Raw genomic sequence first — 24,306 nt, forward strand, 5'->3', positions numbered from 1 at the left:
TGGTCTTCGGGTTTTGTGCGGACGTTTCGTCCGTGAGCCCGGACGACGATTCGTCGGATGTCGATTCCGATACGGACTCGGATACGGATTCGGATTCGGACACGGATTCGGACACGGATTCGGACACGGATTCGGACACGGATTCGGACACGGATTCGGACACGGACACGGACACGGACACGGACACGGACACGGACACGGACACGGACACGGACACGGACGCGGACGCGGACACGGACACGGACACGGACACGGATACGGATACGGACACGGATACGGACACGGATGTGGACTGCTCGGTGGATCTGCTCGAGGCGTTCGACGCGTCGCCGCTGCCCACGGGGTGGGAGATCGACGATTTCGATGCCGACGCCTACGGCTACGACTGGGCCTGGGCCAACACGTCCAACACGACGGGCGGATCCGGCGGGTACTGGTGGGTCAACGGCGCGTACCCGGTGGCGTTCGACGACCGTCTCGTGAGCGCGACGTACACCCGCGGCGACTGCGACACGGTGACCCTGTCGTTCCATCACCACTTCCAGAAGAACGCCGGCGACGATTTCGGGTTCGTGCAGATCCAGGTGAACGCGGGGACCTGGCAGACCGTCAACACGTTCACGGCGACCGCGAGCGGGGCGCACGAGGTGAACATCTCGTCGTACCTGCCGCAGCCGACGACGCAGTTCCGGATCCGCTACCGGTACGTCGGGAACGCAGATCTCAGCTGGAAGGTCGACGATTTCGAGCTCGCCGGGGCACCGTGACGGCACGCCCACGGTCGACCCGTCCCGCCAGGTCTGATATCATTCGATCGCTTTGAGCGACACCTCCCAAGCGCCGAGGTTCCGGCTGAGCCCGACCTGGACGGCCGCCGTCGCCGTCGCTGCCGCGTGCGCGCTCGCCTTCTCGGGAATCGGCGCGGACAAGCTCTGGGACGACGAGGCGAACACCGCCGTCTTCGCGAGGAACCTCCTCGCGACCGGGGAGCTGACGGCCTGGGACGGGAAGAACGTCATCGGCTTCCGGGACGGTGGGGAGCTGGACGAGAACCTGAAGAACGTCTTCATGCCGCCGCTGCAGTACTGGCTCGCCGCAGGGGGGCTCGCGCTCTTCGGCGGCGACGAGGTCGGGCTCCGGGCGCCGTTCGTGCTCGCCGGGCTCGCGTGCCTCGTCGCGCTCGCGTTCCTCGCCCGCAGGCTGCCCGGCGCGGGGCTCACGTGGAGCGTCGCCGTCTGGATCGCCGCGCTCTCCCCGGCGTTCCTGCTCTACATGCGGAACTGCCGCTACTACGCGCCGGGATCGGCGCTCGCGATTGGGGTCCTGGCGCTCGCGGTCGGCCCGATCGGTTCGCGGCGGGCGCTCGCGTTCCGTGCCCTCGGGGCGGCGGTGTGCGGTGCGCTCCTCATGCTGACGAACTACTTCAACGCGGTGGCGGCGCTCGCCGCCCTGCCGCTGTTGGCCCTGCTCCCAGCACAAAGGACGCGGCGCCATGTGTTCGTCTCCGCCGCCGCGTTCGTCGCGTCGGGAGCGGTGGGCGCGTATGTCCTCGCGACCACGAACCCGTTCGACGCGCCCGTCCCGAGGCCCGACGAGGCGGTCGGGATCGCGCGGCTCGCGACGCTCCTCTGGTGGAACCTGCGCGACCTCGGGACGTTCGAGTTCCTTCCGGTCACCCTGATGCCGGTCCTCGTGCTCCCGTTCCTGTTTCGCCGGCTCGCCGGGCTGCGCCCCGCGGCTCGCGCGGGACTCGTCGCGATCGGCATGATCCTGATCGCGCTCATGACGACTGCCGCGTTCTCGCCCCAGTCCGTGAGCCGATCCACGATCGCCGACATGCGGTACCTCGTGCCGTTGATCCCGCTCGGCGCGATCGCGACGGCGGTCGCCCTGCGGATCCTGTGGGGGCTCGCCCGGCCGCTCGCCGCGGTGATCGCGTGCGTCGTCGTCTTCTCCAACGTCCTCCACCTCGGCTTCCTCGGCGAGTACAACGGGTGGCTGCCGCCCAAGGGGATCCAGTGCACCCTGTGCCAGTACGTCGAGGAGGTCGCCACGGACAGGACCACGACCACCGAGGCGCTCATTGACTACATCGAGAAGCTCCCGAAGGAAGAGGTGCTGCTCGTGTTCCCCGCGTACATGGGGTTCTCGGCGATGTACTACCTCCCGGACCGGGAGTTCTGCTGCCAGCTCAGGGCGGACCACCCGCTCACCCCCGCCCTCCGGGCCGAGCTCCCGGAATACGTGTTCTGGGAGAAGGCGAAGGCGAGCATGGCGCTCATCAGCGCACCGCGGCCGTACCTCCCCGAGGGGCCGCTGTCGATCAGCGGGGTCGACATGGGGCACTTCAAGTACGTCGAGATGCTGGACATCCCGCCGCGGGATTGCTCACGGCCGGAGATCCCGTGGCACGCTTTTCCCGGCGAGGACATCCGGGCGCTGCACTACAACAAGTTCTTCGTCGTGACGGTCACGAGGTGAGCATGGGGCCGGGTGGCAACTCCGCGCAGGGGCAGGGCAGGGCGGTCGTGGTCGTCGCGCCGGCCTTCACGAGCCTGGCCCGATTCGGCGGCGACTCCCTGGAGGCGAAGCTCCAGCTCATGACGCGCCGCGGCGTGCCCGCGTCGCTCGCGAACCTCGACGCGATGGTTAACTCGCCGATCTCGGCGCCGCCCCTCGCCCGAGGGCTTCGCCGGGCCGGGCCCATGGCCGCGTACTATCTTGAGAGCTTCCTCAAGCTGCGGGAGTACCGGGCCCTCGTGATCGTCGACTGGGACGACGCCGACCCGCTCCGTCGCGCGCTGCGTGCAGATCCCCTCGCTGTGCTGTTCTCGACCACCTTCGTCACGGACGCGGGCGTCCTCGAGCGGTGCCTCGCCGAGTTGCGGCGGGAAGTGGGCACCATACCGATCCTCGTGGGCGGGCCGTTCGTTCACAAGCAGGCGAAGCAGCTCGCGCGTGCCGGCGACGGCCGGCGGGCCGAGGCGCTTCGCGGGTTCTGCGTGGACGTCCATGCGCAGGTCCTGTTTCGCGAAGGCCGTGATCCCGCGCTCGACAGCTGCATTTTCGTCGCGTCGCCCCACGGCGAGCACACCGCGCTCGCGGTGCTGTCCCAGCTCGCGCGGCCGGATGGTCGGCGTGGGCTGGCGGAGATCCCGAACCTCGTGCTGCGCGACGGGTCGCGCGGCTGGCGTCTCACCGGTCGCGCCCTGGAGCCCGTCGATCTCGACGGCGAGATCACGCGCTGGGACCTTATCGACGAGCTCCCGGCCGCGATCCCGATCCGCACGGCGGTCGGCTGCGAAGGGCGGTGTGCGTTCTGCGACTTCAGGACGCTCCATCGGCGGTTCGTCGCGCGGCGCGTCTCGTCCGTGATCGAGGAGATGCGGCTCGCGGTGGGCCGGGGCCGTTCGTTTTTCGATTTCGTCGACGACGACATCTTCGCCCCGCCGGGGGGAGCCGCCGGGCTCGTCGCCGGGATCGAGGGCGCAGGCCTCGATATCGTTTGGGGCGGCTTCTTCAAGGCCGATCGCCTGTCCGAGGCCGACGGGGCCGCCGCGGTCCGTGCCGGGATGCGGTTCGGGCTAACGGGCATCGAGAGCGGCCACCCGGCCCAACTCGCGCGCATGGGCAAGAGACTCGACCTCGACGCCGCTCAACGCAACCTCGGGGTGCTCGTCGGCGCAGGGGCGCGGATCGATCTCTGCTTCATCATCGGCTTTCCGGGCGAGGACGAAGAGACGCTCGAGGCGACCGCCGCCTTCATCGACGGCGCCCCGCGCGGTGATCGGGGCTACGCGTTCTACGAGCTGTTCCCGTTCGAGCTCTACCCCGGCACGGTGGCCGACACGCCGCGCTTCCGGAGGCGGCACGGGCTCGAGGGCCGTGGCACGTCCTGGTCTCACGCCACGATGAGCGCTCGTGACGTGGTCGACGTGGTCGCGCCGAGGGTGTTCGGGCGGATCGCCCGGACGCCTTACTATCACGGCGGAGAGGACGCCCCGTCGTGGTGGGGCTCGGCCCGCCGCGACGAGGGGTTCGTGCGGCGCATCGATCTCGTGAAGGGGTTCCTCGGCCGAGTCGACGACGCCGAGATCCAGACGAGGTTCGCGGCGCTGCACGCGCTCGTCGAGGACCCGCGAGTGACGGGTGAGATCCCGCGATGGACGGAGATCCTAGCCGCGCGGAGTGCCCAGCCGGGGGGAGGGTGAGAGGATGAGCGCGGGGCCGAGGACGGTGGTCGATGCGGTGCGGCGATGGGCGCAGGTCCGGCCGGATGCGGTCGCGTTCCGTTTCCTCACCGAGCACGGCGCCGAGGTGAAGGAACTCTCCTTCGGCGCGCTCGACCTGGAAGCCCGGCGGATCGGAGCGGAGCTCCTCGACTCGGCGCGCCCCGGCGACAGGGCCGCAATCGTCTGCACGTCCGAGGAGGCGTTCGTGCGCGCCTTCTTTGGGAGCCTTTACGCCGGCCTGATCCCCGTGCCGGCGCTCCCGCCCTCGCCGCGGCGGGAGAACGGGCGCCTGCACGCGCTCCTTGCCGACTGCCACCCCTCGGTCGTGCTGACCCACGCGCGCGTCGGGGAGGTCTCCCGGAAGCGCGTTGCGTCGATGGGCGGCTTCGACGATCTGCGCTGGATGGATGTCGACGATCCCGGTGGCGCCGGTCCCGGGGCGTTCTGCCCGCCGCGGATCGCGGGCGGGGGCGCGGCGCTCCTGCAGTACACGTCGGGCTCCACGGCTTTGCCGCGTGGCGTGGCGATCACCCACGACAACATGGTGGCGAACTGCCTTGCGCTCAGCGCGGGGTTCGGCTTCGCGGTCGAGGATCTCGCGCCGCTCGCGTGGCTGCCGCTGTTCCACGACATGGGGCTCCTCGGTCACGTGGTCATGCCCGCCTACTTCGGCGTCGCGTCGACGCTCATGCCGTCCCACGACTTTCTCCAGCAGCCGGCGTCGTGGCTCGCGGCGTTGAGTGCGTACCGCGCGACCTACTCCCTCTCGCCCAACTTCGCCTACGACCTGTGCGTCGAGCGCGTGTCCGCGGAGCAGAAGGCCGGGCTCGATCTCGGTGCGTGGCGGTGGGCGGGCAACGGCGCGGAGCCGGTGCGGCTCGGTACCATGGAGCGGTTCGCCGCCGCGTTCGCCGGGTGCGGGTTCGACATACGGCAGTTCTTTCCGTGCTACGGGCTCGCGGAGGCGACGCTCTTCGCCGCAGGCGGGCCCGAGGGATCGGCGCCGGATGTGTGCCGCGCGAGCCGCGCAGCGCTCCTCGACAACCGGATCATCGAGGTGGCAGACGGCGAGCCAGAGCCGGCGGTCGGTCTCGTGTCGAGCGGTCGCGTGCGCGCCGACAGCGCGTCGCGGATCGTCGATCCGGTTTCGGGCCGCTCGCTCGGGGAGATGGAGGTCGGCGAGATCTGGCTCTCGGGACCGAGCGTGGCGTCGGGATACTGGAACCGCCCGGACGAGAGCCGCGAGATCTTCGAGGCGACCTGCGGTGACGGGGGGCGATACCTGCGCACCGGCGATCTCGGGTTCACGCGGGGGGGGGCCCTCTTCGTTTGCGGGCGTTCGAAGGACGTCGTGATCCTGGACGGGAGCAACCACCACGCCCAGGATCTCGAGCAGTCGATCGAGGGCTGCCATCCGGCGCTCCGTGAGAACGGGTGCGCGGCGTTTTCCGTGGACGCGGACGATCGGGAGGTGCTGATCGCGGCCTGCGAGATCCGCAAGTCCATGCTGCGCGGCGTGGACCGCGCGGAGGTGATGGGCGCCATACGGGAGGCGCTGGCCGGGGTGCACGGCGTTCGGCTGCACAACGCGGTGCTCCTCGGGCCGGGGCGATTGCCGCGGACGACGAGCGGCAAGGTGATGAGGCGCGCGTGCCGCAGGATGTACCTGGAGGGGACGCTCGCAGCGGGAGGAGGTGAGCGAGATGAGCGCGACGGGAGCGAAGACCGCGGCTGAGGTCAGGGTGTGGCTCAAGGCCCGCGTGGCCGTTCGTCTCGGTATGATGCCCGAGGAGGTGCCGGCAGATCAGCCGGTGACGCGCCTCGGGGTGGACTCGACGGAGGCGGTTGTGATCTCGGGCGAGCTGCAGGAGTGGCTCGGACGGCGCGTCGCGCCCACGGCCCTGTGGGATCATCCCACCATCGACGCGCTCGCGGAGCACCTGGCGGAGCGCTGAGGATCAGAACTGAAAGTAGATGAACTGCTGGTGCGTGTCGACCGCGCCGTAGAGGATCGCGAGCAGGAGCGCCAGCCAGAGGAGGGCGCGGAGCGGCGCCGGCATGGAGAGATCCCGGCGTCCCCGCTCGTGGAAAGCTCCCCGCGCGACGCACGCGATCCAGATCGCCGCGGCGCCGGCCGCGTATCCCGCCGTCAGCCCGTTGAAGCTCCAGCCGCCTCGCGCGACACCGCTCGCGATCGTCGCCGCATCGGCGAGCGACGGGGAACGGAACAGCAGCGCGAGGCCGAAGCCGAGCAAGTGCATGAGCAGAACCGCCGAGACCGAGGCGAGGAGCCCCCCGCCGAACAGCGGCTTCGCCCGCGAGCGCCCCGTGAAGAGATAGATCCCCTCGTACGCAGCGATGGAGAGCCCCGCGGCGAGGCCGAACGCCACGAAGTGCCACGCGGGACCGTGCCACAGTCCGACGAGCACCATGACGACGACGAGGTTCGCGAGCCGGCGCGCGGTGCCGGGGCGGCGTCTGCCCACGAGCGCGGTGAAGACGTAGTCGCGGAACCACGTGCCGAGCGTGACGTGCCAGCGCGCCCAGAAGTCGACCGGGTTACGGGCGAGCATGGGCCACCGGAAGTTCTCGGTCAGTGAGATCCCCATCATCCTCGCCGCGCCGATCGCGATGTCGCAGTAGGCGCTGAAGTCCATGTAGACCTGGAGAGCAAAGCACGCGGTCGCGACGACGAGAGCCGCCGCCGCCGCCTCGGTCGGGGCGCCGTAAACGTGATCGACAAACAGCCCGAGCCGGTCCGCAAACACGACCTTCTTGGTGAGCCCCCATAGTATCCGCTGGAACCCCGCCTCCATGTCGCCCGGTCCCGCCAGCCGCTTCTCGCGCAGCTGGGGGGCGAGCTTCGAGAACCGCTCGATGGGCCCGGCCACGAGCTGCGGGAAGAACGAGACGTACAGGGCGAGCTCCGCGAAGCTCCGGGTGGAGCGCGCCTTCCCGAAGTAGACATCGAGCGTGTAGGCGAGCGCCTGGAACGTGAAGAACGAGATGCCGATCGGCAGCGCCCATTCGGGCGCAGGGAGCAGAGGGAGGCCGAGCGCACCGAGGATCGTGTTCGCGCTCCCGGCGGCGAACGCGCCGTACTTGAACACCGCGAGCAGGCCGAGGGTCGCGACGAGCGCGACTATCAGGATCGCCTTCCGGGCGCGGCCGTCCGGGAGGGCGTCGATCCGCCGCGCGGCGGCGAAGTTGATCGTCGTCGACGTGAGCAGGAGGAGGCAGTGCCACGGGTTTCCGGCGCCGTAGAAGATGTACGACGCGACGAGCAGCATGATCCGGCCGGCGCGCCACGGCAGCGCGCGGTGCAGGACGAGGACCGTCGCGAGGAATACGACGAAGGTGACGCTGGCGAAGCTCATGGCGCGCGCCCGCCTCCCCGGAGCGCCGCGTCCACGACTGGGAGGAGAACCTGCGCGAACTCGCGGTGGCCGTCCTCGTCGAAGTGGCCCAAGGTCTCGAAGTGTTCGGGCTCGATCACGCCGGTCATGTCGTGGCAGGTCGCGCCGCTGTCCTCGATGAGCGTGGTGGCGGCCTCGATGAACCTGTCCCGCGCGGCGAGCGCGTCGCCGGCGGCCGCGCTCGGGGCGATCGGGTTCCACACCCAGGTGAGGCTCGTCCCGCTCTCGGCGAGGCGGGCGCGGATGCCGGGGTACACGGCGCGGAACGTTTCGAGGCGCAGGTCGGCCTGATCAGCGACCCACTCCTGCACCTTGCCTCTCCGAGCCCCGCGGCGCCGCCCTAGCTCCTGCTCGGTGAGATCTCTGGACGGGAAGTACATGGAGACGTCCGGATCGCGCAGGCCGTCGAGCCGCGGCCCGGGGCGCACCTCGCGGCCGACGATCAGCGGCTGCGCGTTGAGCGGGACGCGGGCTGCCACGAGATCGGTGACCGCGAGCCGGCTGCGCGCGAGGCTCGACGACAGCTCGACGAACGCGACCGCGAGATCCTCGAACGAGCTACGCGCCATGAACCGGGTGCCCGAGAGGCGCGTCCAGTGGGCCGGGGAGCCGGCGACGAGCGTGAGATCTGAGAACGGGAACTTCAGGTCCACCCGCGCTGGCGGATCGAAGTTGTTGACGGTCAGGATCATGAGCACTTGGACCGCCCGGCGCCGGGCGGCCTCGAGGGTGAGGAGCTCGACCTCGGTCGTGCGCAGGCCGCCCATGGACCAGTTTTCGAAGGCGTATCCCTTGGCGGAGAGGTGGCGCCGAAGGGCGGCGGCGTAGATCTTGTGAGGATCGTCGACCTCGGCGCCCACACCCTGGGAGTTGGAGATCAGCACCACGAGCGGCCGGCCGCCTTCGGACGCGTCGAGGTACTCGGGCCAGCCGCGGTGCTTCAGGGGGTTGCGGATCGCGACGTCCGCGGTCGGCACGAGCCGGTACGGCAGGGTCCGCCACGCTGCGAGCTCCCCGAGCGTGAGGAGGGCAGCGAACCAGAAGAAGGCGCTGCGGACGAGGCGCGTCATCGGATCCCGCCGTCGATCTCGGCGTCGGTCCGATCCTCTTTGCGGGCGAGATAGCCGAGCTCCTCAAGCGTCTTGAGCACCTGCGCGTCCACGTCGATGGGCGTCCCGTTCCCTGCGCCGGGGCGGGCCGCGAGGAGCGTGTCGAGGTGCATCCGGAGGCCGGCCGCCTTCTCGGCGTCGCCCTGGCACAGGTCCTTCTTCTCGCTCGGATCCGCGGCGAGATCGAACAGGAGCGGCGGCGCGCCCGCGCTGGGCAGGATCATCTTCCGCCCCCCGATCCGGAGCGACGTCGGGACGACCGCGTCGAGGACGTCCCGCTCGCTCACCGCCGGCCGCTCGACGTCGGGCTCACCTCGCACGAGCGGCAGGAGCGAACGGCCCTCTGCCTCGGGCAGGGGCGTCGTGCCGACGAGATCGAGTACTGTCGGCAGGATGTCGATTCCGCGCACCTGGCTTCGGATCCGCTTCCCCGCGAAGCGGCCGTCCGGCAGCCCGACGAGCAGCGGCACGAGGAGCTGCTCGTCCCACAGGGCGTGAGAGTGCCAACCCATCATGCCGTGCTCGCCGAGCTCCTCGCCATGATCGGACGTGAAGATGATGATGGTTTCGTCCAGGAGATCCCGGCGCTCGAGGGCGGCGAGCAGCTCGCCGAACGCCGCGTCCGTCGATCGGATGTCGCCGTCGTAGGCGGCCACCACGTGCCGCTTGTCCGCGTCGCCGAGAACGAGCGCGCCGGAGTTGATCCGCTCGAGCAGCGGCACGTCGATGACGTCCGGCAGCGGGCCGCCGTAGTCGTGCCCGATCGCCTCGTAGTAGGCCTCGCCCGGATCGTAGGGGGAGTGCGGCTCGTACGTGTGCAGGAACACGAACCAGGGCGACTCCGCCTCCTCCGAGTCGAGCCACCGCAACGCGGTGGCGACGGTCTTCGAGAACTTCGCCAGCTTCGACAGGCCCGGCAGGCTCGTGTACGCGTCGAACCCCTGGGCGAGCCCCCAGCCGGCGTCCATCTGGCCGCCGTCATTCACGGACATCGTCCTGTAGCCTTCGTGCTTCAGGAGCTCGGCGAGGGTCGTGAAGCGATCGTCGAGCTTCGATCGCCTCGCGAAGAGCGCGCCGTGGTGTGTGGGGAGGAGCGAGGTGAAGATCGCCGCGTGGGACGGCTCCGTGGACGGCGCGGCGGCCACGGTCGTCTCGAAGAGGATTGATCGCCGGGCGAAGGCGTCGACGTTCGGGGACGTGCTCACGCCGTATCCGTAGCACCCGAGGTGATCGGCCCGAAGGGTGTCGATGGAGATGAGGAGCACGTTGGGCCTTCTCTGCGGACCGAGCGCGAGGAGGATCGCCGCCGCGATCCCGGCCGCCGCGATGAGGGCCAGGAGCGCGAGGATGGCCCGGCGCCGTTTGCTCATCTCGTGTACCCCAGCGCCTTGAGCCGGTCGACCGTCTCGAGGTAGGAGCGCACGGCGTCCGTCGTGGCGGGATCGGCGGTCGAGCGCCGGTCGCGCGTCCACGCCTCGAGCTCGGCGGACAGGGCGGTTCCCTCCGCACGCTCGTCCCAGAGGTTCCTCCGCTCGCCCGGATCCGCCGCGAGATCGTACAGGGCGCGCTTCCCCTCGCGGGGAGTGAGGACGATCTTCAGACTCCCGCGAACCAGGCTGAAGTCGTTGGGCGGGGCTCGGAACTCCCGCGGGTCGAGCTGATCCTCGCCGTAGTAGTGGAAGGTGCGGCTCACCACGGGCGGCAGCGCCGAGGGGTTGCGGCCGTCCACCGCGGCGGCCAGGTAGTCGTGGATCGCGAGCGTCGAGATCGGATTGGCGCGACGGCCGGCCGCTTTCGATGCGGGGTTGCGGACCATGAACGGGACGCGCAGGAGCTCGTTGAACACCGTGAGCTCGTGGCCGACGTTGCCGCGTTCCATGAACTCCTCGCCGTGGTCGCCGGCGACGACGACGATCGTGCGCCCCGCGAGCCCCAGCTCGTCGAGGCGGCGCAGGATGCTCCCCACGAGACGATCGGTCTCGAGCACCTCGCCGAGCCACAGCGCCTCGAGGCACTCGAGCTCCCGCGGCGAGAGCTCCTTCTGGATGCGGTGGATCTCCTCGATGTCGAACCCCTTCACGACGCGGCCGCAGGTGCCGGGGTCGAAGCCGAACGGCCGGGCCGTCTCGTCCGCGGGCACCCAGTTGAAGTGAGGATCGAAGAGGTGTGTCCAAAGGAAGAACCGCTCCTTGTGGTGGTCGCCGAGCCAGCGCTCGACCGCGGCCGCAGCCTTGGCGGACGTCTTTCCGGTCCGCCCCTGTCCGAAGTTCTCCACCTCGTCGAAGTCGCGGATGATCGTCGCCGTCTTCGGCCGCTGGCGTTTGAGATCTCCGAGCCCCTTGTGGTCCGTGATCGCGGCGGTCGCGTAGCCCTTCTTTCGAAGCGTGGCGGCGAGGGTGGGCGACGCGTCGTTGTGCGCGATGAGCTCCAGGAGGTCCTCATTGGACGGCAGGCTCCCGGTGAGGATCGCCTGCAGGGTGGGGGTGGTGACCGGCGCCGGCGTATACGCGTTTTCGAACAGGAGCGCCGTCTCCCCGAACGCGCAGAGGGCGGGCGCCGGATCCGCGGCGTAGCCCTGGCACTTCAGGCGATCGGCGCGCAGCGTCTCGAACGTGATCAGGAGGACGTTGCACCCCTCGCAGCCGCCGTCGTTCAGGAGATCGACCCCCGCCCGGTCGCCCGCGCCGGCCCACGTTCCCTCGAACCACAGGCAGGTCGCCGCGGAGACGACGAAGGCCGCCACGAGGGCGCAGGCGATGATCGTTCTCTTCTTCACGGCGTGTCGCTCTCGGGTCCGGATCCTACCACGGAACGCCGGGCCGACCTACGGCGCGCTTGTCGCCTCGAGCCGTTCGAGGTGGCGCTTCGCCCGCTCGACGTACGCCGCGTCGCGGTATTCCATCCCGAGCTCGAGCACCCGCCTCCACGCGGCGATCGCGCGCTCGCGGCGGCCGGGCGTCCGCTCGGCTACGAGCGCGAGGTTGTGCTGCGAAGAGATGTAGTCCGGGTTGAGCGCGATCGACCGCTCGTACTCGGCGATCGCCTCTTCGGGCCGCTCGAGCTGCCGGTACTTGTTGCCCAGGTTGTAGTGCGCGATGAACCTGTCGCCGGTCTCGTCCACGAGATCCGGTTGCGTCGCGACGACCGCGAGGGCGATCCCGGCGGCCGCCAACGCGAGAGCCGCGGGCTTGCGGTCGCGGACCCGCTCGAGGATCCAGACGACGGCGTACGCGGCGAAAATCACGAGGAACGGCACGACCGGCATCCTGTAGTGGGAGAGGACGAAGTAGAGGACGAGCGACGCGGCGTAGGTCGCGACGACGGCGTACAGCGCGAAAGCCTCACGGCGCCGGCGCCACGCGAGCAGCATGCCGAGCAGCGCGAGCGGGGAGACGATCGCGAAGGAGAGGAGCGGGGCGCGCAGCACCCGGGAGAAGGCGCGGGAGGTCTCGATGTCCCCGCTCGATCCGGGCTCGTACTCGTTGAAGAACAGCCCGAGCTTCACCCCGAGGACGCGCAGCCACGCGCCGGGGCGATCCGCGACGTGCGACCACGTCCGGCGCCACCAGAAAAAGGAGATCTCCGAGGGCTTGAGCTCCCGTCCCGACTCCGCCTCGGCCACCCGCTCGTACGCGGCCCGCTGCTGCTCGGGATCGTCGGCGCGCGTGGGCGGGAACTCGCGGGGCACGCGGAACACGCCGGTCGCGCCGGGGCCGTTGCCGATGTAGAAGTTCGCGCCGCCCTGGGCGCTCACGAGCACGACGTCGTCGCCGACGGCGTAGTTGCGGATCGTCGCCGGCAGGACGAGCGCCGCGGTCGAGAGGACGAACGCCGCCGCGGCGAGCAGGATCCGCGCCCGGGGGAGGCGGCCCCAAAGCGAGAGCGCGATCCACGGCACGAGGATCGCCCCGAGCAGGAGCACGTTCGGACGCGCGAGCGCCGAGATGCCGAGGAGCGCCCCCGCGACGGCCCAGCTCGCGGCGGTGCGGCGCGAGGAGGCGCGGACGACGGCGAGCGCGAGCAGCAGGTTGAGCGGCGTCTGGATCGCGGTGACCAATAGATCGCCGTCGTAGAAGATCGCCGGCGCGTACAGCGCCCAGGCGAAGGCCGCGATCGCCCCGGTCGCAGCGCCGAGCGTCCGCTTGCCGAGCAGGTAGACGAGCGCGCAGCACCCGGCGCCGCCGATGAGCCCGACGAGCCGCGCCGCGAAGAGGCTCGGGCCGGTGATCTCGTAGAGGACGGCGAGCGCGTACGGGTAGAGCGGCGAGAGGAAGAACACGTCCTTCCCGATCCATTCGCCGCCCGCGATCCGGGTCGCCCACTCGTGGTAGGTGCGCGGGTCCACGGACGGGAAGTAGAAGTACGGGTCGTTCGCCTCGATCTCGACGAAGTGGAGGAGGCGGACGGCGAGCCCGAGGAGCACGGCGCCGCAGACGATCAGGGCCGCGTGCCGCTGGAGCGCCGCCGCGAGGCCGCCCCCGCGCCGCGCAGGATCGCGATCCGTCTCGGTCATCCGCGGATGATAGCACGCCGGAACCATTTTTCTCTCCCCCCGAAGGCTTCCTGCGCACTGAGGTGGTGAGGGTAGCGCGAGGAGGGCGCATGAAGGCGGTGCCGCAGGAGAGGATCGGCGAGATGCTCCTCGCCGCTTGCCTCATCAACCAGCAACAGCTCCTGCACGCGCTCTCCGAGCAGCGGCGCATGGGCGACAGGCTGGGCTCCGCGCTCGTCAGGCTCGGCTACCTCTCGGAGCCGAGCCTCGCCGTGTTCCTGTCGAAGCGGACCCACCTCCCGTGCATCAACGTCGCCGCGGCCGTGGTGTCCCCCGAAGCGCTGCGCCTCGTCCCGAAGGCGGCGGCGAGCGCCCGCGGGATCCTGCCGCTCCGGATCGCAGGCGGCGTGGTGTACGTCGCGGTGGCCTCCCCGCTCGCGGCCGAGGAGCTCGAGGAGCTCGGCCTGCCGGGCGGCGCGGAGGTGGTCCAGATGATCGCGCCGGAGTTCCGCCTGCGCGAGGCGATCGCCGCGTCCTACGGCGGGTGACCCCGCGGCTCAGAACACGCTGTCGGGCAGCGGCCCGCCGCTCATCGCGGAGATGATCGACAGCACCGTCAGCCGGCCCTCGTCGGCGTCGGCCGCGAACCGCTCTGCCGCCGCCGCGCCGTAGATCTCGCCGATCAGCCGGTCCTCGTCCACCCACAGGCCCTTCACCGCCTCGGTCGCCGCGCCGTAGTCGACCGGCTCGGCGCCGATCGCGGCGGCGATCTCGGCCATGCGCGCGATCCGCACCGGGCGGTAACGCTCGGCGAGGCGCTCCCGGTCGGCGGCGCTCGAATCCAGGCTGTCGGCGAACCGCCGCGCCTCGCTCGCCGCGTTGCGCTCCTGCTCCTCGGCGTTCGAGAGGCTCTTGCGAACGTCGGCGAGCGTCTCCTTCTTCTTCTCGCGCCAGCGGTCACGCATCTGCTGCTCGGCGATGCGGCAACGGAGGTCGTCCAGATCGTCCTTTCCGCGCGCCTTGCCGGACGCTCCGTCGCGCGAGACCCGCAACGCTTCGGCCAGCGATCGCAGGGCGTCCTTGGCCTGCCGGGCCTTGAGGCGATCCTCGCACTTGCGGAGCTCCTCGGCGGGGCTCGCGCTGGGCTTCGCCTTCGGCGCCTCGACCGCGCGCGACGGCGGCGGACCTCTTCGGGCAGCGGGCTTCTCCGTCGGCCACAGGGCGATCGCGTTCACGGCCAGCGACGCGGCGAGCGCGACGCCCAGGATCACGGTCGATCGGGTCGGGTGCATGGAGCGATTGTCGGCCGGTCGAGGCGCCGCGACAAGCGGATCCGGAACGCCGCTTGCGCCGTGCAGGGAGCTGTCCGAGAATTCGTCGGACGTCCGTTGGTCGCCTTGCCGGCACCTTCCTTTGGGGCAGGGTTCGATTGGGAGGGAGAACATGATGACGCGGATCGCGTGTTGCACCGGCCTCGCGGCGCTGCTCGCCGGGGTTTCGGCGCGAGCTCAAGAGAGCGGATGGACGTACGGGATCGACGACGGGAAGCTCGTCGCCGCGAGCGGGGAGACGCAAAAGCCCGTGGAGCTCCCGGGCGTGCCGGTCGCGCTCCTCGTGCGAGGCGCGAAGCTGTACGCGGCGCTCGGCGCAGACGGTGTGGCAGTGCTCGACCTCGCGGATCCGGGCGCGCCGGTCGTGGCGCAGCGGATCCCAGTCGCGCAGGGGAGGGTCACCGGGTTCGTCGTGATCGACGACGCCGTCTGGATGCGCATCGACTCGACCGCGGCCGTGCTCGTCGAGGGTGGCGTTCCGGCGGGCGACGCCTCGGGCGCGGCGGGGGGGACGCCGACGATCGCCGGTCCGCCCGCTGCGACCGCCCCGGCGGCTGCGGCGGTCCAGCCCGCGGCGCCCGCGGTCGCCCGCGACGAGCCCATCCGCATCCTCGCCGTGGATCGGGCCAATGGCACGGTGAAGCTCGACGCGGGCTCGACCGACGGCGTCCAGGCCGGGGACAGGTTCGTCGTGCACCGGGCGGTCGAGATGGACGCGGGCGGCGACGGCGCGTTCACCGCGCAGACGACGATCGCGGATCTCGAGGCCGAGGCGGTCGGCGAGGAGGTCACGCTCGCGAGCGTCTGGCGCGGCGATCGGGTGGAGGTCAGCGACGTCGCGCGGCCCGCGGAGGAGGGGCACCGGCCGAGCGCGGTCTACCCGCGGCGCCTCGGCCAAATCGGCGAGGTGTCGGTCGTCGTGCGGCCGCTGTTCAACGTGGGCAACGAGAAGGGGTTCGGCATGCTGTGCGACGCCACCGTCGCGTGGTGGGGCAAGCACCTGTTCTACGATCTGCGGTTCCAGCCGCTCGGCTTCGGCTGGACCGACGACGGCAACCCGGCGTCGAGCAGCATCCTCGGCGAGCTCGGCTACGACGGCCGCGCGTTCGCGCTCGGGGTGGGCGCCGGGGTCGCGATCGTGAACGGCGATATCGGCGAGTCGCTCGTGAGCCGCGGCGTGTACGAGATGTCCGAGGACGGCGGCGGCGGATCCCTCGAGTGGGAGGATCGGGCGCGGGCGGCGTTCGCCCTGTCGCAGGTCGTCCGGCTCGGCGCGCGCGACGGCCTCAACCTCACCCTCTACAACCTCCTCCTCTACTACGACCCGCCTGGCGACGACTACGACGACGAGGACTCCGGCGCCCAGGGCTTCTACTACGGCGGCACGTCGGGCAAGATCACGATCCCGCTCGCGGCGCGCGTCAACCTGTTCTTCGGCGGCGGCGGCGGCCTCGTCGGCTACTGGTTCAGCGAGGCGGGTGTGTTCTTCTGGGCGCGCGGGCACGGCGACGCGGGCTCCATCGGCGTCTCGGCCTCGGGCGGCGCCGCCGGGATCTGGGGCTATCTCCACGAGGGGAACGGCCAGGACACGTCGCGTGTCGACATCCTCGGCCCGATGATCTCCCTCGGGCTCACCGCGCGGTTCGGGCCGAAGCCGAAGTGATCCTCTGCGGATCGAATTGGGTGTAAAGTCGATTTCGGCTAGGTCGGGGAGGGCGACATGACGATTCATCGCGGTGCGGCGGTGATCTCGGCGCTCGGCGCCGTGGTGCTCGCGAGCTGCTGGCGCTCGGCGGGCCCGTACGAGGCCGGGGCGCCGGACGCCGATACCGACATCGATTCGGACACGGATGTCGATTCGGACGTGGATTCGGACTCGGACGCGGACAGCGATTCGGACGTGGACACGGATTCCGATTCGGACACCGACGGCGACACCGAGACCGAGACCGACACGGGGTCCGAGACGACGACCGACACAGGACCGGATCCGTCTGCGTGGGTGACGAAGGCCGAGGGGCTCGGTCCCATCGCGGTCCGCGGCCTCGCGCCGCTGTCCACCGGCGGCGTCGCGCTCGCCGGCGACTCGAACGGGGCGGTCGTCTTCGATTGGTCGGAGGGATGGGCGTTCCTGTGCAACGTCGTGGGCCACAGCTGCGGCTTCGCGATCGTCTACGACCAGGCCGGGACGGCCGACTGGGTCGTCGCCGTGCCCTCCTCGGGCAACAGCCGCATGATGTCCGCCGCCGCGCTCCCCGACGACTCGGTCGCCGTCGCGGGGGGGTTCTCGGACCAGTGGAACGAGACGTCCCTCTTCGGCGAGATCGACCTGACCTCGATGGGCGCGATGGACGCGTTCGTCGCGCGGATCGAGGACGCCGACTCCGGTTTCACCGGCAAGTGGGATTGGATCCGGCAGATCGGCGGCTCGGGGTGGGATCTCGCAACGGCGGTCGGACCGTTCGGCGCGGACACGCTCCTGGTCACAGGCTACTTCGGCTACGGCGCCCCGGCGGGAGCGGTCGTGACGCTCTCCATGGGCGAGCCCGACGAGGCGACGGTCACGGGGTGGGGGAGCGACTGCGCGTTCTACGCGATCTACGGTTTCGACGGCGATCTCCTGGAGGCCGGCCCCCTGGCGTGCGGGCTGTCGGCGGATCCTCCGTTCAGGACCTCATCCGCGGGCGACGGCACGCTGGATGCCATCGGGACGTTCGACGGCGCGGCGACGGTCCGCATGCTCTCCTCGGAGCCGTACCAGTCGTACGCCAACTACGGCGTGCGGTCGTGGTTCCACGTCGGGTTCGACGCCGCGCACGCGCTCGACGCCAGTTGGAGCTGCGCGGGCGGCGACTGCTGGGCGAGCTCGCTGGCGCTCGCGCCGTCCGGCGCGGCGGCCGTCGGCGGCGGGTTCGCCGGGACGAACGTCCTACAGGATGGGGATCTCGCCCTCGATCTCGAGAGCGAGGGCGCGCGGGACGGCCTCCTCGCGCTCTGGGACGAAGCGGGCGACCTCGCGTGGCTCCGGTCGCTGCGCTGCGGGGATCTGGATGCCGTGCGCGGCGTCGCGACGGGCGGCGATCGGGTCTGCTTCGCCGGCTCCGTCGGGAACGAGGTCGGGCTCGCGGGCTGCGATCCGGTGCTCGACGGGGACGAGAGCTGGGAGGCGCCCACCTCGACCCTGGGCGGTTCGGATCTCGTCTTCGGGTGCCTGACCGACGCCGGGGCGACGGAGTGGGCACGCACCGCCGGATCGACGGGCGACGACGCCGCGACGGCCGTGGCGGTCAGCGAGCTCGGCTGGGTGTTCGCGGCCGGCACCTACGCCGGCGACATCGTTTTCGACGAGGGCGGTCCGGGCGAAACCGCGCTCGACGTGATCTCCTCGATGGACGGCGCGCAGGGGATCTTCGTCGCCAAGACCGAGCTCTGAGCGCGCTCCCGGTCAGCCGTCGTTCCGATCGCCGCCGTCGTCCTCGCCGCGCAGCCACCTGAGCCGCGCCGCGATCTTCGCCTCGACGCCGCTCTCCTTGGGGACGTAGTAACGCCGCCCGACGAGCGCGTCCGGCAGGTACGTCTCGCCGCGCGCGTAGCCGCCCTCGGCGTGGGGGTACCTGTAGCTCGCGCCGTAGCCCATCTCCTTCATGAGCTTGGTCGGCGCGTTGCGAAGCTTCGCCGGGACCGGCAGCGGCCCGTGCTCCGCGATGTCGCGCCGCGGCAGCGCGATCGCGTCGACCTGGGCGTTCGACTTCTGCGCGCACGCGAGGTAGGTGCACGCCTGGGCGAGCGGGTACGCGCCCTCGGGCATGCCGACGCGCTGGTAAGCGCTGTCCGCGGCGACGACGACCTGCAGGGCGTGCGGGTCCGCGTTGCCGACGTCCTCGGACGCGAAGATGATCATGCGCCGCAGCACGAACAGAGGATCCTCGCCCGCCTCGATCATGCGGAACATCCAGTAGAGCGCGGCGTCCGGATCCGAGCCGCGCAGGCTCTTGATGAACGCGGAGACGACGTTGTAGTGCTCCTCGCCCGCCTTGTCGTAGAGGAGCGCCTTGGCCTGGGCCGCCTCCTCGATGCACGCGAGGTCGACGCGTTTCGACGCGCCCCCGAGGGCGTGCTGCACCGCGATCTCGAGCGCCGAGAGCGCGTAGCGCGCGTCGCCGCGGGCCGCCTCGGCGATGAACTCGAGCGCCCGCTCCTCGACGGTCACGCCGCTCGCCCCGAGCCCCTTGTCCGCGTCGGCGAGGGCGCGCTCGAGGATGCTGCGGATCTCCTCCGGCGCGAGCGGCTCGAGCGTCAGCACCTTGCACCGCGACAGGAGCGCCGCGATCACCGAGAACGACGGGTTCTCCGTGGTCGCGCCTATCAGCGTCACGACGCCCTGCTCGACGCACGGCAGGAGCACGTCCTGCTGCGCCTTGTTGAACCTGTGGATCTCGTCGATGAACAGGATCGTCCGCCGGCGGTACGCGCGGCGCTGCTCCGCCGCCTCGGCGACGATCTCGCGCACCTCCTTGACCGATCCCGAGACCGCGGAGAACGGCACGAAGCGCGTGCCGGTGCGGTTCGCGATCACCCGCGCGAGCGTCGTCTTGCCCGTGCCGGGCGGGCCCCAGAGCACGAGCGACGGCACGCGATCCGCCGCGATGGCGCGCTCGAGGAACCGGCCCTCGCCGAGCAGGTGCGTCTGGCCGACGAACTCCGAGAGCTCTCGGGGGCGCATCCTGTCGGCCAGCGGCGTGAGCGAGCGATCGTTCGCCACGGCGCGGGAGAAGAGGTCCTCGGTCATGCGGGGATACTAAATCGAAGAGCTTCGATCTGCTAGCGGGTGCGCTTCTCGACGGCGCCGGAGCGGATGCAGCGGGTGCAGACGCGGAGCCGCACGGCCCTGCCGTCCACGACCGCCTTCACCTTCTGCGTGTTCGGCAGCGACACGGTGCGCGCCTTCCGGTTCGAGTGGCTGACCGTGTTGCCGGACATTCGACCCTTGCCGCAGATATCACAACGATTCGACATGACGGACCTCCAGAGTGACCTAGTCGAGCGGACGGTTCGTAACACCAAGTACCCGCAGGAGCAAGGAAAATGTGGGTCGGAGGGCCTCGGCTAGATCCCCCAGGGGTTCTCCTCGTCGCAGGAGCTCCCGTCGTAGAGCGCGACGCTGTCGATCTCGGCGCCGGGCGCGTCGAGCGGCGCCGAGGTGATCCTGCAGCGCGACACGGCGTAGGCGACGTCGCCGATGACGTGCGCGCGAAGCGTCGGGGAGACGCTGCCCTCGCCCCCGCCGAGCAGGAGATCGCCGCGCGCCTCGATCCCGGTCTCGGACACGTCGAGCAGGCGGACGCCCGACTGCCACGAGCCGGTGGTGACGGGCAGGGCGATCAGGTCGAGCGGCGCGGCGTAGGTGAACGCCTTGTGGTTCCAGAGCGCCGGCGTCGACTCGGTGCCGCCCAGGTAGAACCGCTCTACGAGCGTCGGGCTCGAGAAGTCGGCGAGGTCGTAGAGCGAGACGTGAACGAGCCCGAAGTCCATGCCGACCGCGAGCAGCAGCGTCTCGCCGATCGGGTGGACGTACGACGCCCAGCCGGGCCCCTCCCAGATGCCGACCACGGTCGGGGCGTAGGGATCGGCGAGGTCGAGCGTGAACAGCGGATCCTCGCCCTCTCCCTCGTCCTCCCACTCCTCCTCCTCCTCCGGGATCTCCTCGGGCGCCATCGTGACGATGAACCCACGATCGCCGAGGAACCGCGCCGAGTAGAAGATCTCGCCCGCGCCGATCCCGTGAAGCTCAGAGACCACCACGAGGTCGGCGCCGATCTGCTCGAAGATCTGCAGGTGGTTGTCGAAGTCGGCGACGGTCGAGCCGGTCGTGGTCGCGACGCGCAGGAAGCCTTCGTGCTCGCCGAGGCAGAACTGGTTCAGCATCCTCCCCGCGACCTCACCGGACGCCTCGTGGAGCGCGAGCCCGGGGTTGCTCGCGATGTCGAACTCGTGGATGCCCGAGGTCTCCTCGGTCCAGAGCCCGGCGGCCGTCGCGATCGCGACGTAGTCCCGCGCGGTCGTCAGGTAGAGCGACCCCTGCGTGGCGTACACGAGCCCCGGATCGCCGAACACGACGACGTCGCGCTGGGGCGCGGCCGGCGAGTCGAGATCGATGCTGACGATCGAAGTCACCGCCATGCCGGCGGGCGTCATCGGGCCGTAGCCGTCCGTGCACAGGGCGATCGCCTGGGACTCGGCGAGCTCCGGCGAGGCGGCGAGCGTGTCGCGCTTGCGCGGCAGCACCTCCTCGAGCGTGGCGTTGCCGATGATCGACACGTTGTCGCTCCAGAGCTCCTCGAACGCCTGATTGAGCTCTTCCTCGGAGGTCGGGAGCGGCGATGGCCAGGTCGGGAGCTGGAACGCGGCGATCGGGCTCTCCAGCACGACGCGGAGCGCGTTGTCGACCCGGCGCGAGGTCACGTAGCGGCCCGCGTAGTCGATGGATCGCAGCAGCGCGGGCGCGGCGCGGTCCGAGACGTCCACGAGCGCAATCCGCGTGTAGCCGGGCGCTGGCTGCGTTGCCCAGTCCCCGCCTGCGACAGGCGCGTCCGGGAGCTCGATGCCCGGATCGATCTCCGCCTCGCTGAGCTCGGAGAAGACGACCGCGAGGTCGCCGCGCAGCAGGAGCTCGGTGGGAGTGCCGCCGATCGCGAGCGATCCGAGGCGCTCCATCGCGCCGCCATCGGCAGAGGCGATGACGAGCCGACCCGCGCTCAAAGCGTACAGGAAGTCGCCATCGGTCTTCACGAGGTCCGCCTCGTCGACGCCGTGCTCCTGCACGTTGGTGCCGGTGTAGTCCGCATCGCCGTCTGCGTCGGCGTCCGCGTCGGCGTCCGCGTCGGCGTCCGCGTCCACATCCGAATCGGCGTCGGAATCCGAATCGGTGTCGGAGTCCGAATCGACGTCGGAATCCGCGTCGGTGTCGACATCGGTGTCGACGTCGATGTCCGGCCCCGGGTCGTCGGGCAGCGCCGCCTCGGCCCACGCCTTGCGGATCATCATCCTGGCCGCCAAAGCGTCCCGCGCCGCGCCCCGGATGTAGTCCTCCATCTGGCCGCAGTCGGAGAACCGGGCGAGCTCGTGATCCGGGGTCTCCGACATCGGCCACTTCGGCCCGGTGTCGTCGTCCGTTCCGGACGTGTCGAAGTCGTGCCCCATGGTGTCCTCGGCGGCGGGCGCCCCGCCGGGCCGCTCGGCGCAGCCGCTCGCGAAGCACAGGACGCAGGTCGCAGCGAGGGCGGCCCGGATCGGGAAGTGTGCTCTGTCGCGCATGGTCTCCTCCGTCGCGTCACAACGCGATGACGCAGCGTCCGCCGACCGCGGGCGAGGCCGACGCCGGATCGCGGCTGTCGCGCGCCGCCGTGCGGAACGCCGATGCATAGAAGTCGTTCCAGTTGCCGCCGCGCACGACGCGCTCGTCGCCAGCGGAAGGACCGGCCGGGTCCGTGCAGGGGTACGACGCGCAGCCGCCGAGGTCGGCGCCGTAGAGATCGCGCGTCCACTCCGAGACGTTGCAGGCCATGTTGTCGAGGCCGGCGCCGGTGGACGGCTTCGTGCCCACCGCGTCGGTGTGGCCGAGGCCGCAGCCCGGATCGCCGTCGTTCATCACGGCGCGATCGCAGGATGGCGCCGGCGAGCTGCCCCACGGGTAGATCCAGTACGCCTCGCCGTCGCCGTCGTGGTCGCCGCGCATCGCGCGCTCCCACTGCGCCTCGGTGGGGAGGTCGCCGCCGACGTGCTGGCAGAACTCGCGCATCCCGTCCCAGTCGATGCAGTTGACGGGGTGATTCTCGCGGTCCGGCAGCCCGTAGTTGCAGCTCGAGCCCGTCGCGACGTGCGACGGGTCGCAGGCGTCGTCCGCGACGCAGCCCGCGTACATCTCCACCGTGACCTCGGTCGAGAGGATCCAGAACGGCGACAGGACGACCTCGTGCCGCGCCTCCTCGGTGCCGCAGGACGGATCGAGGCTCAGGAGGCAGCCGAGCGTCGTCGTCGCGGCCGGGATCTCGATCCAGGTCGCGCCCGGGAGCGTCAGAGGCGCGCACAGGTGGTCGGTGCCGCAGGCGAGGCCGTCCGCGCACTCGCCGCAGTCGATCCCGAGGATCTCGCCGCATTCGGCGGCGGCGCACGCCTCGACGCAGGCGCCGTCGTCGCACGCGAATCCCGCGCCTTGATCCGCGCAGTCGCCGCAGTCGATCCCGAGGACGTCGCCGCACTCCGCCTCTGCGCAGGCGTCGACGCACGCGTTGTCGGAGCAGGCGAAGGTCGCGCCCTGATCCGCGCAGTCGCCGCAGTCCAGGCCGAGCACGAAGCCGCACTCGGCGGTGGCGCACGGCTCGACGCAGGTGTTGCCGTCGCAGACGAACCCGTCGCCGTGATCCGAGCAGTCGCCGCAGTCCGCGCCCTCGACGTAACCGCACTCGATGTCCCCGACGCACATCTCGGCGCACTGCCCCTCCGCGGTGCACGCCTCGGTGCCCGCGCACTCGCCGCAGGCGAACCCCTCGAAGACGCCGCACTCGCGGCCGGTGCACGGGAAGGCGACGACCTCGGGATCGCAGCCGACGATGTCGAAGCCGTCCGCGCTGTACGCGACGTCGAGCGCGCCGTGCGTGACGCCGCGCTCCACGACGATGGTCATCTCGCGCCACCCGCCGACGCGCGGGCTGCAGACCCCGAGCAGGTAGTACGAGTGCGCGAGGTCGAAGACGTGCTGCGTGATCGCCTCGAAGGCGGAGGCGAGATCCGCGGCGTCCTGCGCCCATTCGAAGCCGTCCTTGCCGAACATGAGCAGCTCGTCCTGGTTCACGTCGCCGCCGAGCCCGACGGTGAAGACGTTGGCGTCGCTCCCGTCGATCGCCGCCGTCGCCGCCTGCGCGGTCGAGGCCATCGCCTCGTCGGTGCCGTCGGTGAAGAGGATCAGCGTCTCGGAAGAGAGCACGTCCGGGACGGTCTCGTCGTCCAGGATCTCGATCGCCTTCACGATGGAGCCGTAGAGGTCGGTCGTCCCGAACCCCTCGGTCGTCGCGAGCGCCGACAGCGCCGCGTCGAGGGGCTCGATCTCGGTGGTGAAGCCCGCGACCTCGCCGAAGTAGGGCGGGCCGGCGAACTGGTAGATGGCCACCCGGTGGCCCTGCGCGACGAGCGCGTGGGCGGCGATGCTCGCCGCGTCGAGCATCGGCTGCAGGTTCCCATTCTCGACAATCGAGTACGAGAGGTCGAGCAGCAGCATCGTCGACAGCCTGAAGTCCACCTCCTGCGTGAGCACCGGGGCCACGTCGCCCTCGGACTGGATGTCCTGATCGTCGAGGAGCACGGTCACCTCGTCGCTCGCGAGGTCCGCGATCGGCGCGCCGTTGCAGTCGGAGAGCTGGAACACGGTGCGGACCCCGGCCGGAGAGACCTCGGCGGTCGCGATCTCCTCGAGCCGCAGGCAGTCCTCGCCCTTGTAGCTCCCGTCGGGGCCGGCGCACTGGCACCCGCAGAAGCCGGCGGCGAACCCGAAGATCATTGCCGTGAGGATCAAGCGTTTCATGGCGCGCCCCCTTGTCACTCGAACTTGTTGCGGTACGTGTCGAGCAGCCCGTCGATCTCGAGGAGCTCGGGATCCCCGGCCAGCACGTCGGCCGCCGCGCCGACGACGTCGCGCGCCGCGTCGATCTTGGCGCGGATGATGGCGTCGTT

General features: G+C 70.8%; 17 protein-coding genes and 1 pseudogene. 8 read left to right on the forward strand and 10 right to left on the reverse strand.

The annotated features are described in order from the left end of the window. Nucleotides 1-53 precede the first annotated feature (53 nt). From M0R80_14800 to M0R80_14820, 5 genes and pseudogenes are all read left to right on the forward strand, one after another. Nucleotides 54-287 (forward strand): annotated as a pseudogene (locus M0R80_14800) (hypothetical protein). A 532-nt stretch (nucleotides 288-819) separates the two neighbouring features. Continuing rightward, nucleotides 820-2,481 (forward strand): glycosyltransferase family 39 protein, encoded by a 1,662-nt coding sequence (locus M0R80_14805; GenBank protein ID MCK9460905.1) that lies wholly within the window; start codon nucleotides 820-822, stop codon nucleotides 2,479-2,481. Between the two features lie 2 nt (nucleotides 2,482-2,483). Then, nucleotides 2,484-4,211: a radical SAM protein gene (locus tag M0R80_14810; protein ID MCK9460906.1), complete on the forward strand. Its 1,728-nt coding sequence runs from the start codon at nucleotides 2,484-2,486 to the stop codon at nucleotides 4,209-4,211. A 4-nt stretch (nucleotides 4,212-4,215) separates the two neighbouring features. Further along, complete coding sequence (locus tag M0R80_14815) at nucleotides 4,216-5,967, forward strand: fatty acyl-AMP ligase (protein ID MCK9460907.1); 1,752 nt, start codon at nucleotides 4,216-4,218, stop codon at nucleotides 5,965-5,967. After that, complete coding sequence (locus M0R80_14820; protein ID MCK9460908.1) at nucleotides 5,936-6,187, forward strand: acyl carrier protein; 252 nt, start codon at nucleotides 5,936-5,938, stop codon at nucleotides 6,185-6,187. Before M0R80_14815 ends, M0R80_14820 begins: the two co-directional genes overlap by 32 nt. Before the next feature lie 3 nt (nucleotides 6,188-6,190). Here the strand turns inward: M0R80_14820 and M0R80_14825 are convergent, their stop codons facing one another. The 5 genes from M0R80_14825 to M0R80_14845 are packed head-to-tail and all read right to left on the reverse strand — an operon-like array spanning nucleotide 6,191 to nucleotide 13,270. Then, entirely contained in the window at nucleotides 6,191-7,609 is a 1,419-nt protein-coding gene (locus M0R80_14825; GenBank protein MCK9460909.1) for a hypothetical protein, read from the reverse strand. Beyond that, on the reverse strand, nucleotides 7,606-8,718 hold the full coding sequence (locus tag M0R80_14830; protein MCK9460910.1) for a hypothetical protein: 1,113 nt from the start codon (nucleotides 8,716-8,718) through the stop codon (nucleotides 7,606-7,608). The genes M0R80_14825 and M0R80_14830 overlap by 4 nt, the downstream gene beginning before the upstream one ends. Continuing rightward, nucleotides 8,715-10,127, reverse strand: coding sequence for a sulfatase-like hydrolase/transferase (locus M0R80_14835; GenBank protein MCK9460911.1), 1,413 nt, complete (start codon nucleotides 10,125-10,127; stop codon nucleotides 8,715-8,717). Before M0R80_14835 ends, M0R80_14830 begins: the two co-directional genes overlap by 4 nt. Then, entirely contained in the window at nucleotides 10,124-11,533 is a 1,410-nt protein-coding gene (locus M0R80_14840) for a sulfatase (protein ID MCK9460912.1), read from the reverse strand. The genes M0R80_14835 and M0R80_14840 overlap by 4 nt, the downstream gene beginning before the upstream one ends. 48 nt (nucleotides 11,534-11,581) lie before the next feature. Beyond that, a complete protein-coding gene (locus tag M0R80_14845) occupies nucleotides 11,582-13,270 on the reverse strand; it encodes a glycosyltransferase family 39 protein (protein MCK9460913.1) in 1,689 nt (562 codons plus the stop codon). A gap of 89 nt (nucleotides 13,271-13,359) precedes the next feature. On the opposite strand from M0R80_14845, the gene M0R80_14850 reads away from it, so the two are divergent. Continuing rightward, nucleotides 13,360-13,797, forward strand: a complete 438-nt coding sequence (locus M0R80_14850; GenBank protein MCK9460914.1) for a hypothetical protein — start codon at nucleotides 13,360-13,362, stop codon at nucleotides 13,795-13,797. A gap of 9 nt (nucleotides 13,798-13,806) precedes the next feature. Here the strand turns inward: M0R80_14850 and M0R80_14855 are convergent, their stop codons facing one another. Further along, complete coding sequence (locus M0R80_14855; protein MCK9460915.1) at nucleotides 13,807-14,541, reverse strand: hypothetical protein; 735 nt, start codon at nucleotides 14,539-14,541, stop codon at nucleotides 13,807-13,809. Nucleotides 14,542-14,692: 151 nt separating this feature from the next. Here M0R80_14855 and M0R80_14860 point away from each other — a divergent pair, with 151 nt between their 5' ends. Together M0R80_14860 and M0R80_14865 are read left to right on the forward strand one after the other, a co-directional pair. Further along, nucleotides 14,693-16,243: a hypothetical protein gene (locus tag M0R80_14860; GenBank protein ID MCK9460916.1), complete on the forward strand. Its 1,551-nt coding sequence runs from the start codon at nucleotides 14,693-14,695 to the stop codon at nucleotides 16,241-16,243. A 57-nt stretch (nucleotides 16,244-16,300) separates the two neighbouring features. Continuing rightward, nucleotides 16,301-18,013 carry a hypothetical protein gene (locus tag M0R80_14865; protein ID MCK9460917.1) on the forward strand — a complete coding sequence of 571 codons (1,713 nt, stop codon included), beginning with the start codon at nucleotides 16,301-16,303 and terminating at the stop codon, nucleotides 18,011-18,013. Between the two features lie 12 nt (nucleotides 18,014-18,025). On the opposite strand, the gene M0R80_14870 is transcribed toward M0R80_14865, so the two are convergent. The 4 genes from M0R80_14870 to M0R80_14885 form a co-directional block, all read right to left on the reverse strand. After that, a complete protein-coding gene (locus M0R80_14870) occupies nucleotides 18,026-19,369 on the reverse strand; it encodes a replication-associated recombination protein A (protein ID MCK9460918.1) in 1,344 nt (447 codons plus the stop codon). 32 nt (nucleotides 19,370-19,401) lie between these two features. Further along, entirely contained in the window at nucleotides 19,402-19,596 is a 195-nt protein-coding gene (gene rpmB / locus M0R80_14875; protein ID MCK9460919.1) for a 50S ribosomal protein L28, read from the reverse strand. Nucleotides 19,597-19,686: 90 nt separating this feature from the next. Continuing rightward, entirely contained in the window at nucleotides 19,687-21,894 is a 2,208-nt protein-coding gene (locus M0R80_14880; protein ID MCK9460920.1) for a beta-propeller domain-containing protein, read from the reverse strand. A 16-nt stretch (nucleotides 21,895-21,910) separates the two neighbouring features. Continuing rightward, nucleotides 21,911-24,157: an SUMF1/EgtB/PvdO family nonheme iron enzyme gene (locus M0R80_14885; protein MCK9460921.1), complete on the reverse strand. Its 2,247-nt coding sequence runs from the start codon at nucleotides 24,155-24,157 to the stop codon at nucleotides 21,911-21,913. Nucleotides 24,158-24,306: the final 149 nt, after the last annotated feature.

It is taken from the genome of Pseudomonadota bacterium (assembly GCA_023229365.1).
Taxonomy (GTDB): Bacteria; Myxococcota_A; Polyangia; order JAAYKL01; family JAAYKL01; genus JALNZK01.

What these genes read in the sequence shown, in the direction of transcription:
- M0R80_14830 (MCK9460910.1), bottom strand. Translation starts at nt 8,718, where the DNA reads ATGACGCGCCTCGTCCGCAGCGCCTTCTTCTGGTTCGCTGCCCTCCTC.
- M0R80_14860 (MCK9460916.1), top strand. Translation starts at nt 14,693, where the DNA reads ATGATGACGCGGATCGCGTGTTGCACCGGCCTCGCGGCGCTGCTCGCC.
- M0R80_14825 (MCK9460909.1), bottom strand. Translation starts at nt 7,609, where the DNA reads ATGAGCTTCGCCAGCGTCACCTTCGTCGTATTCCTCGCGACGGTCCTC.
- M0R80_14845 (MCK9460913.1), bottom strand. Translation starts at nt 13,270, where the DNA reads ATGACCGAGACGGATCGCGATCCTGCGCGGCGCGGGGGCGGCCTCGCG.
- M0R80_14820 (MCK9460908.1), top strand. Translation starts at nt 5,936, where the DNA reads ATGAGCGCGACGGGAGCGAAGACCGCGGCTGAGGTCAGGGTGTGGCTC.
- M0R80_14810 (MCK9460906.1), top strand. Translation starts at nt 2,484, where the DNA reads ATGGGGCCGGGTGGCAACTCCGCGCAGGGGCAGGGCAGGGCGGTCGTG.
- M0R80_14880 (MCK9460920.1), bottom strand. Translation starts at nt 21,894, where the DNA reads ATGCGCGACAGAGCACACTTCCCGATCCGGGCCGCCCTCGCTGCGACC.
- M0R80_14835 (MCK9460911.1), bottom strand. Translation starts at nt 10,127, where the DNA reads ATGAGCAAACGGCGCCGGGCCATCCTCGCGCTCCTGGCCCTCATCGCG.
- M0R80_14850 (MCK9460914.1), top strand. Translation starts at nt 13,360, where the DNA reads ATGAAGGCGGTGCCGCAGGAGAGGATCGGCGAGATGCTCCTCGCCGCT.
- M0R80_14885 (MCK9460921.1), bottom strand. Translation starts at nt 24,157, where the DNA reads ATGAAACGCTTGATCCTCACGGCAATGATCTTCGGGTTCGCCGCCGGC.
- M0R80_14855 (MCK9460915.1), bottom strand. Translation starts at nt 14,541, where the DNA reads ATGCACCCGACCCGATCGACCGTGATCCTGGGCGTCGCGCTCGCCGCG.
- rpmB (MCK9460919.1), bottom strand. Translation starts at nt 19,596, where the DNA reads ATGTCGAATCGTTGTGATATCTGCGGCAAGGGTCGAATGTCCGGCAAC.
- M0R80_14815 (MCK9460907.1), top strand. Translation starts at nt 4,216, where the DNA reads ATGAGCGCGGGGCCGAGGACGGTGGTCGATGCGGTGCGGCGATGGGCG.
- M0R80_14870 (MCK9460918.1), bottom strand. Translation starts at nt 19,369, where the DNA reads ATGACCGAGGACCTCTTCTCCCGCGCCGTGGCGAACGATCGCTCGCTC.
- M0R80_14865 (MCK9460917.1), top strand. Translation starts at nt 16,301, where the DNA reads ATGACGATTCATCGCGGTGCGGCGGTGATCTCGGCGCTCGGCGCCGTG.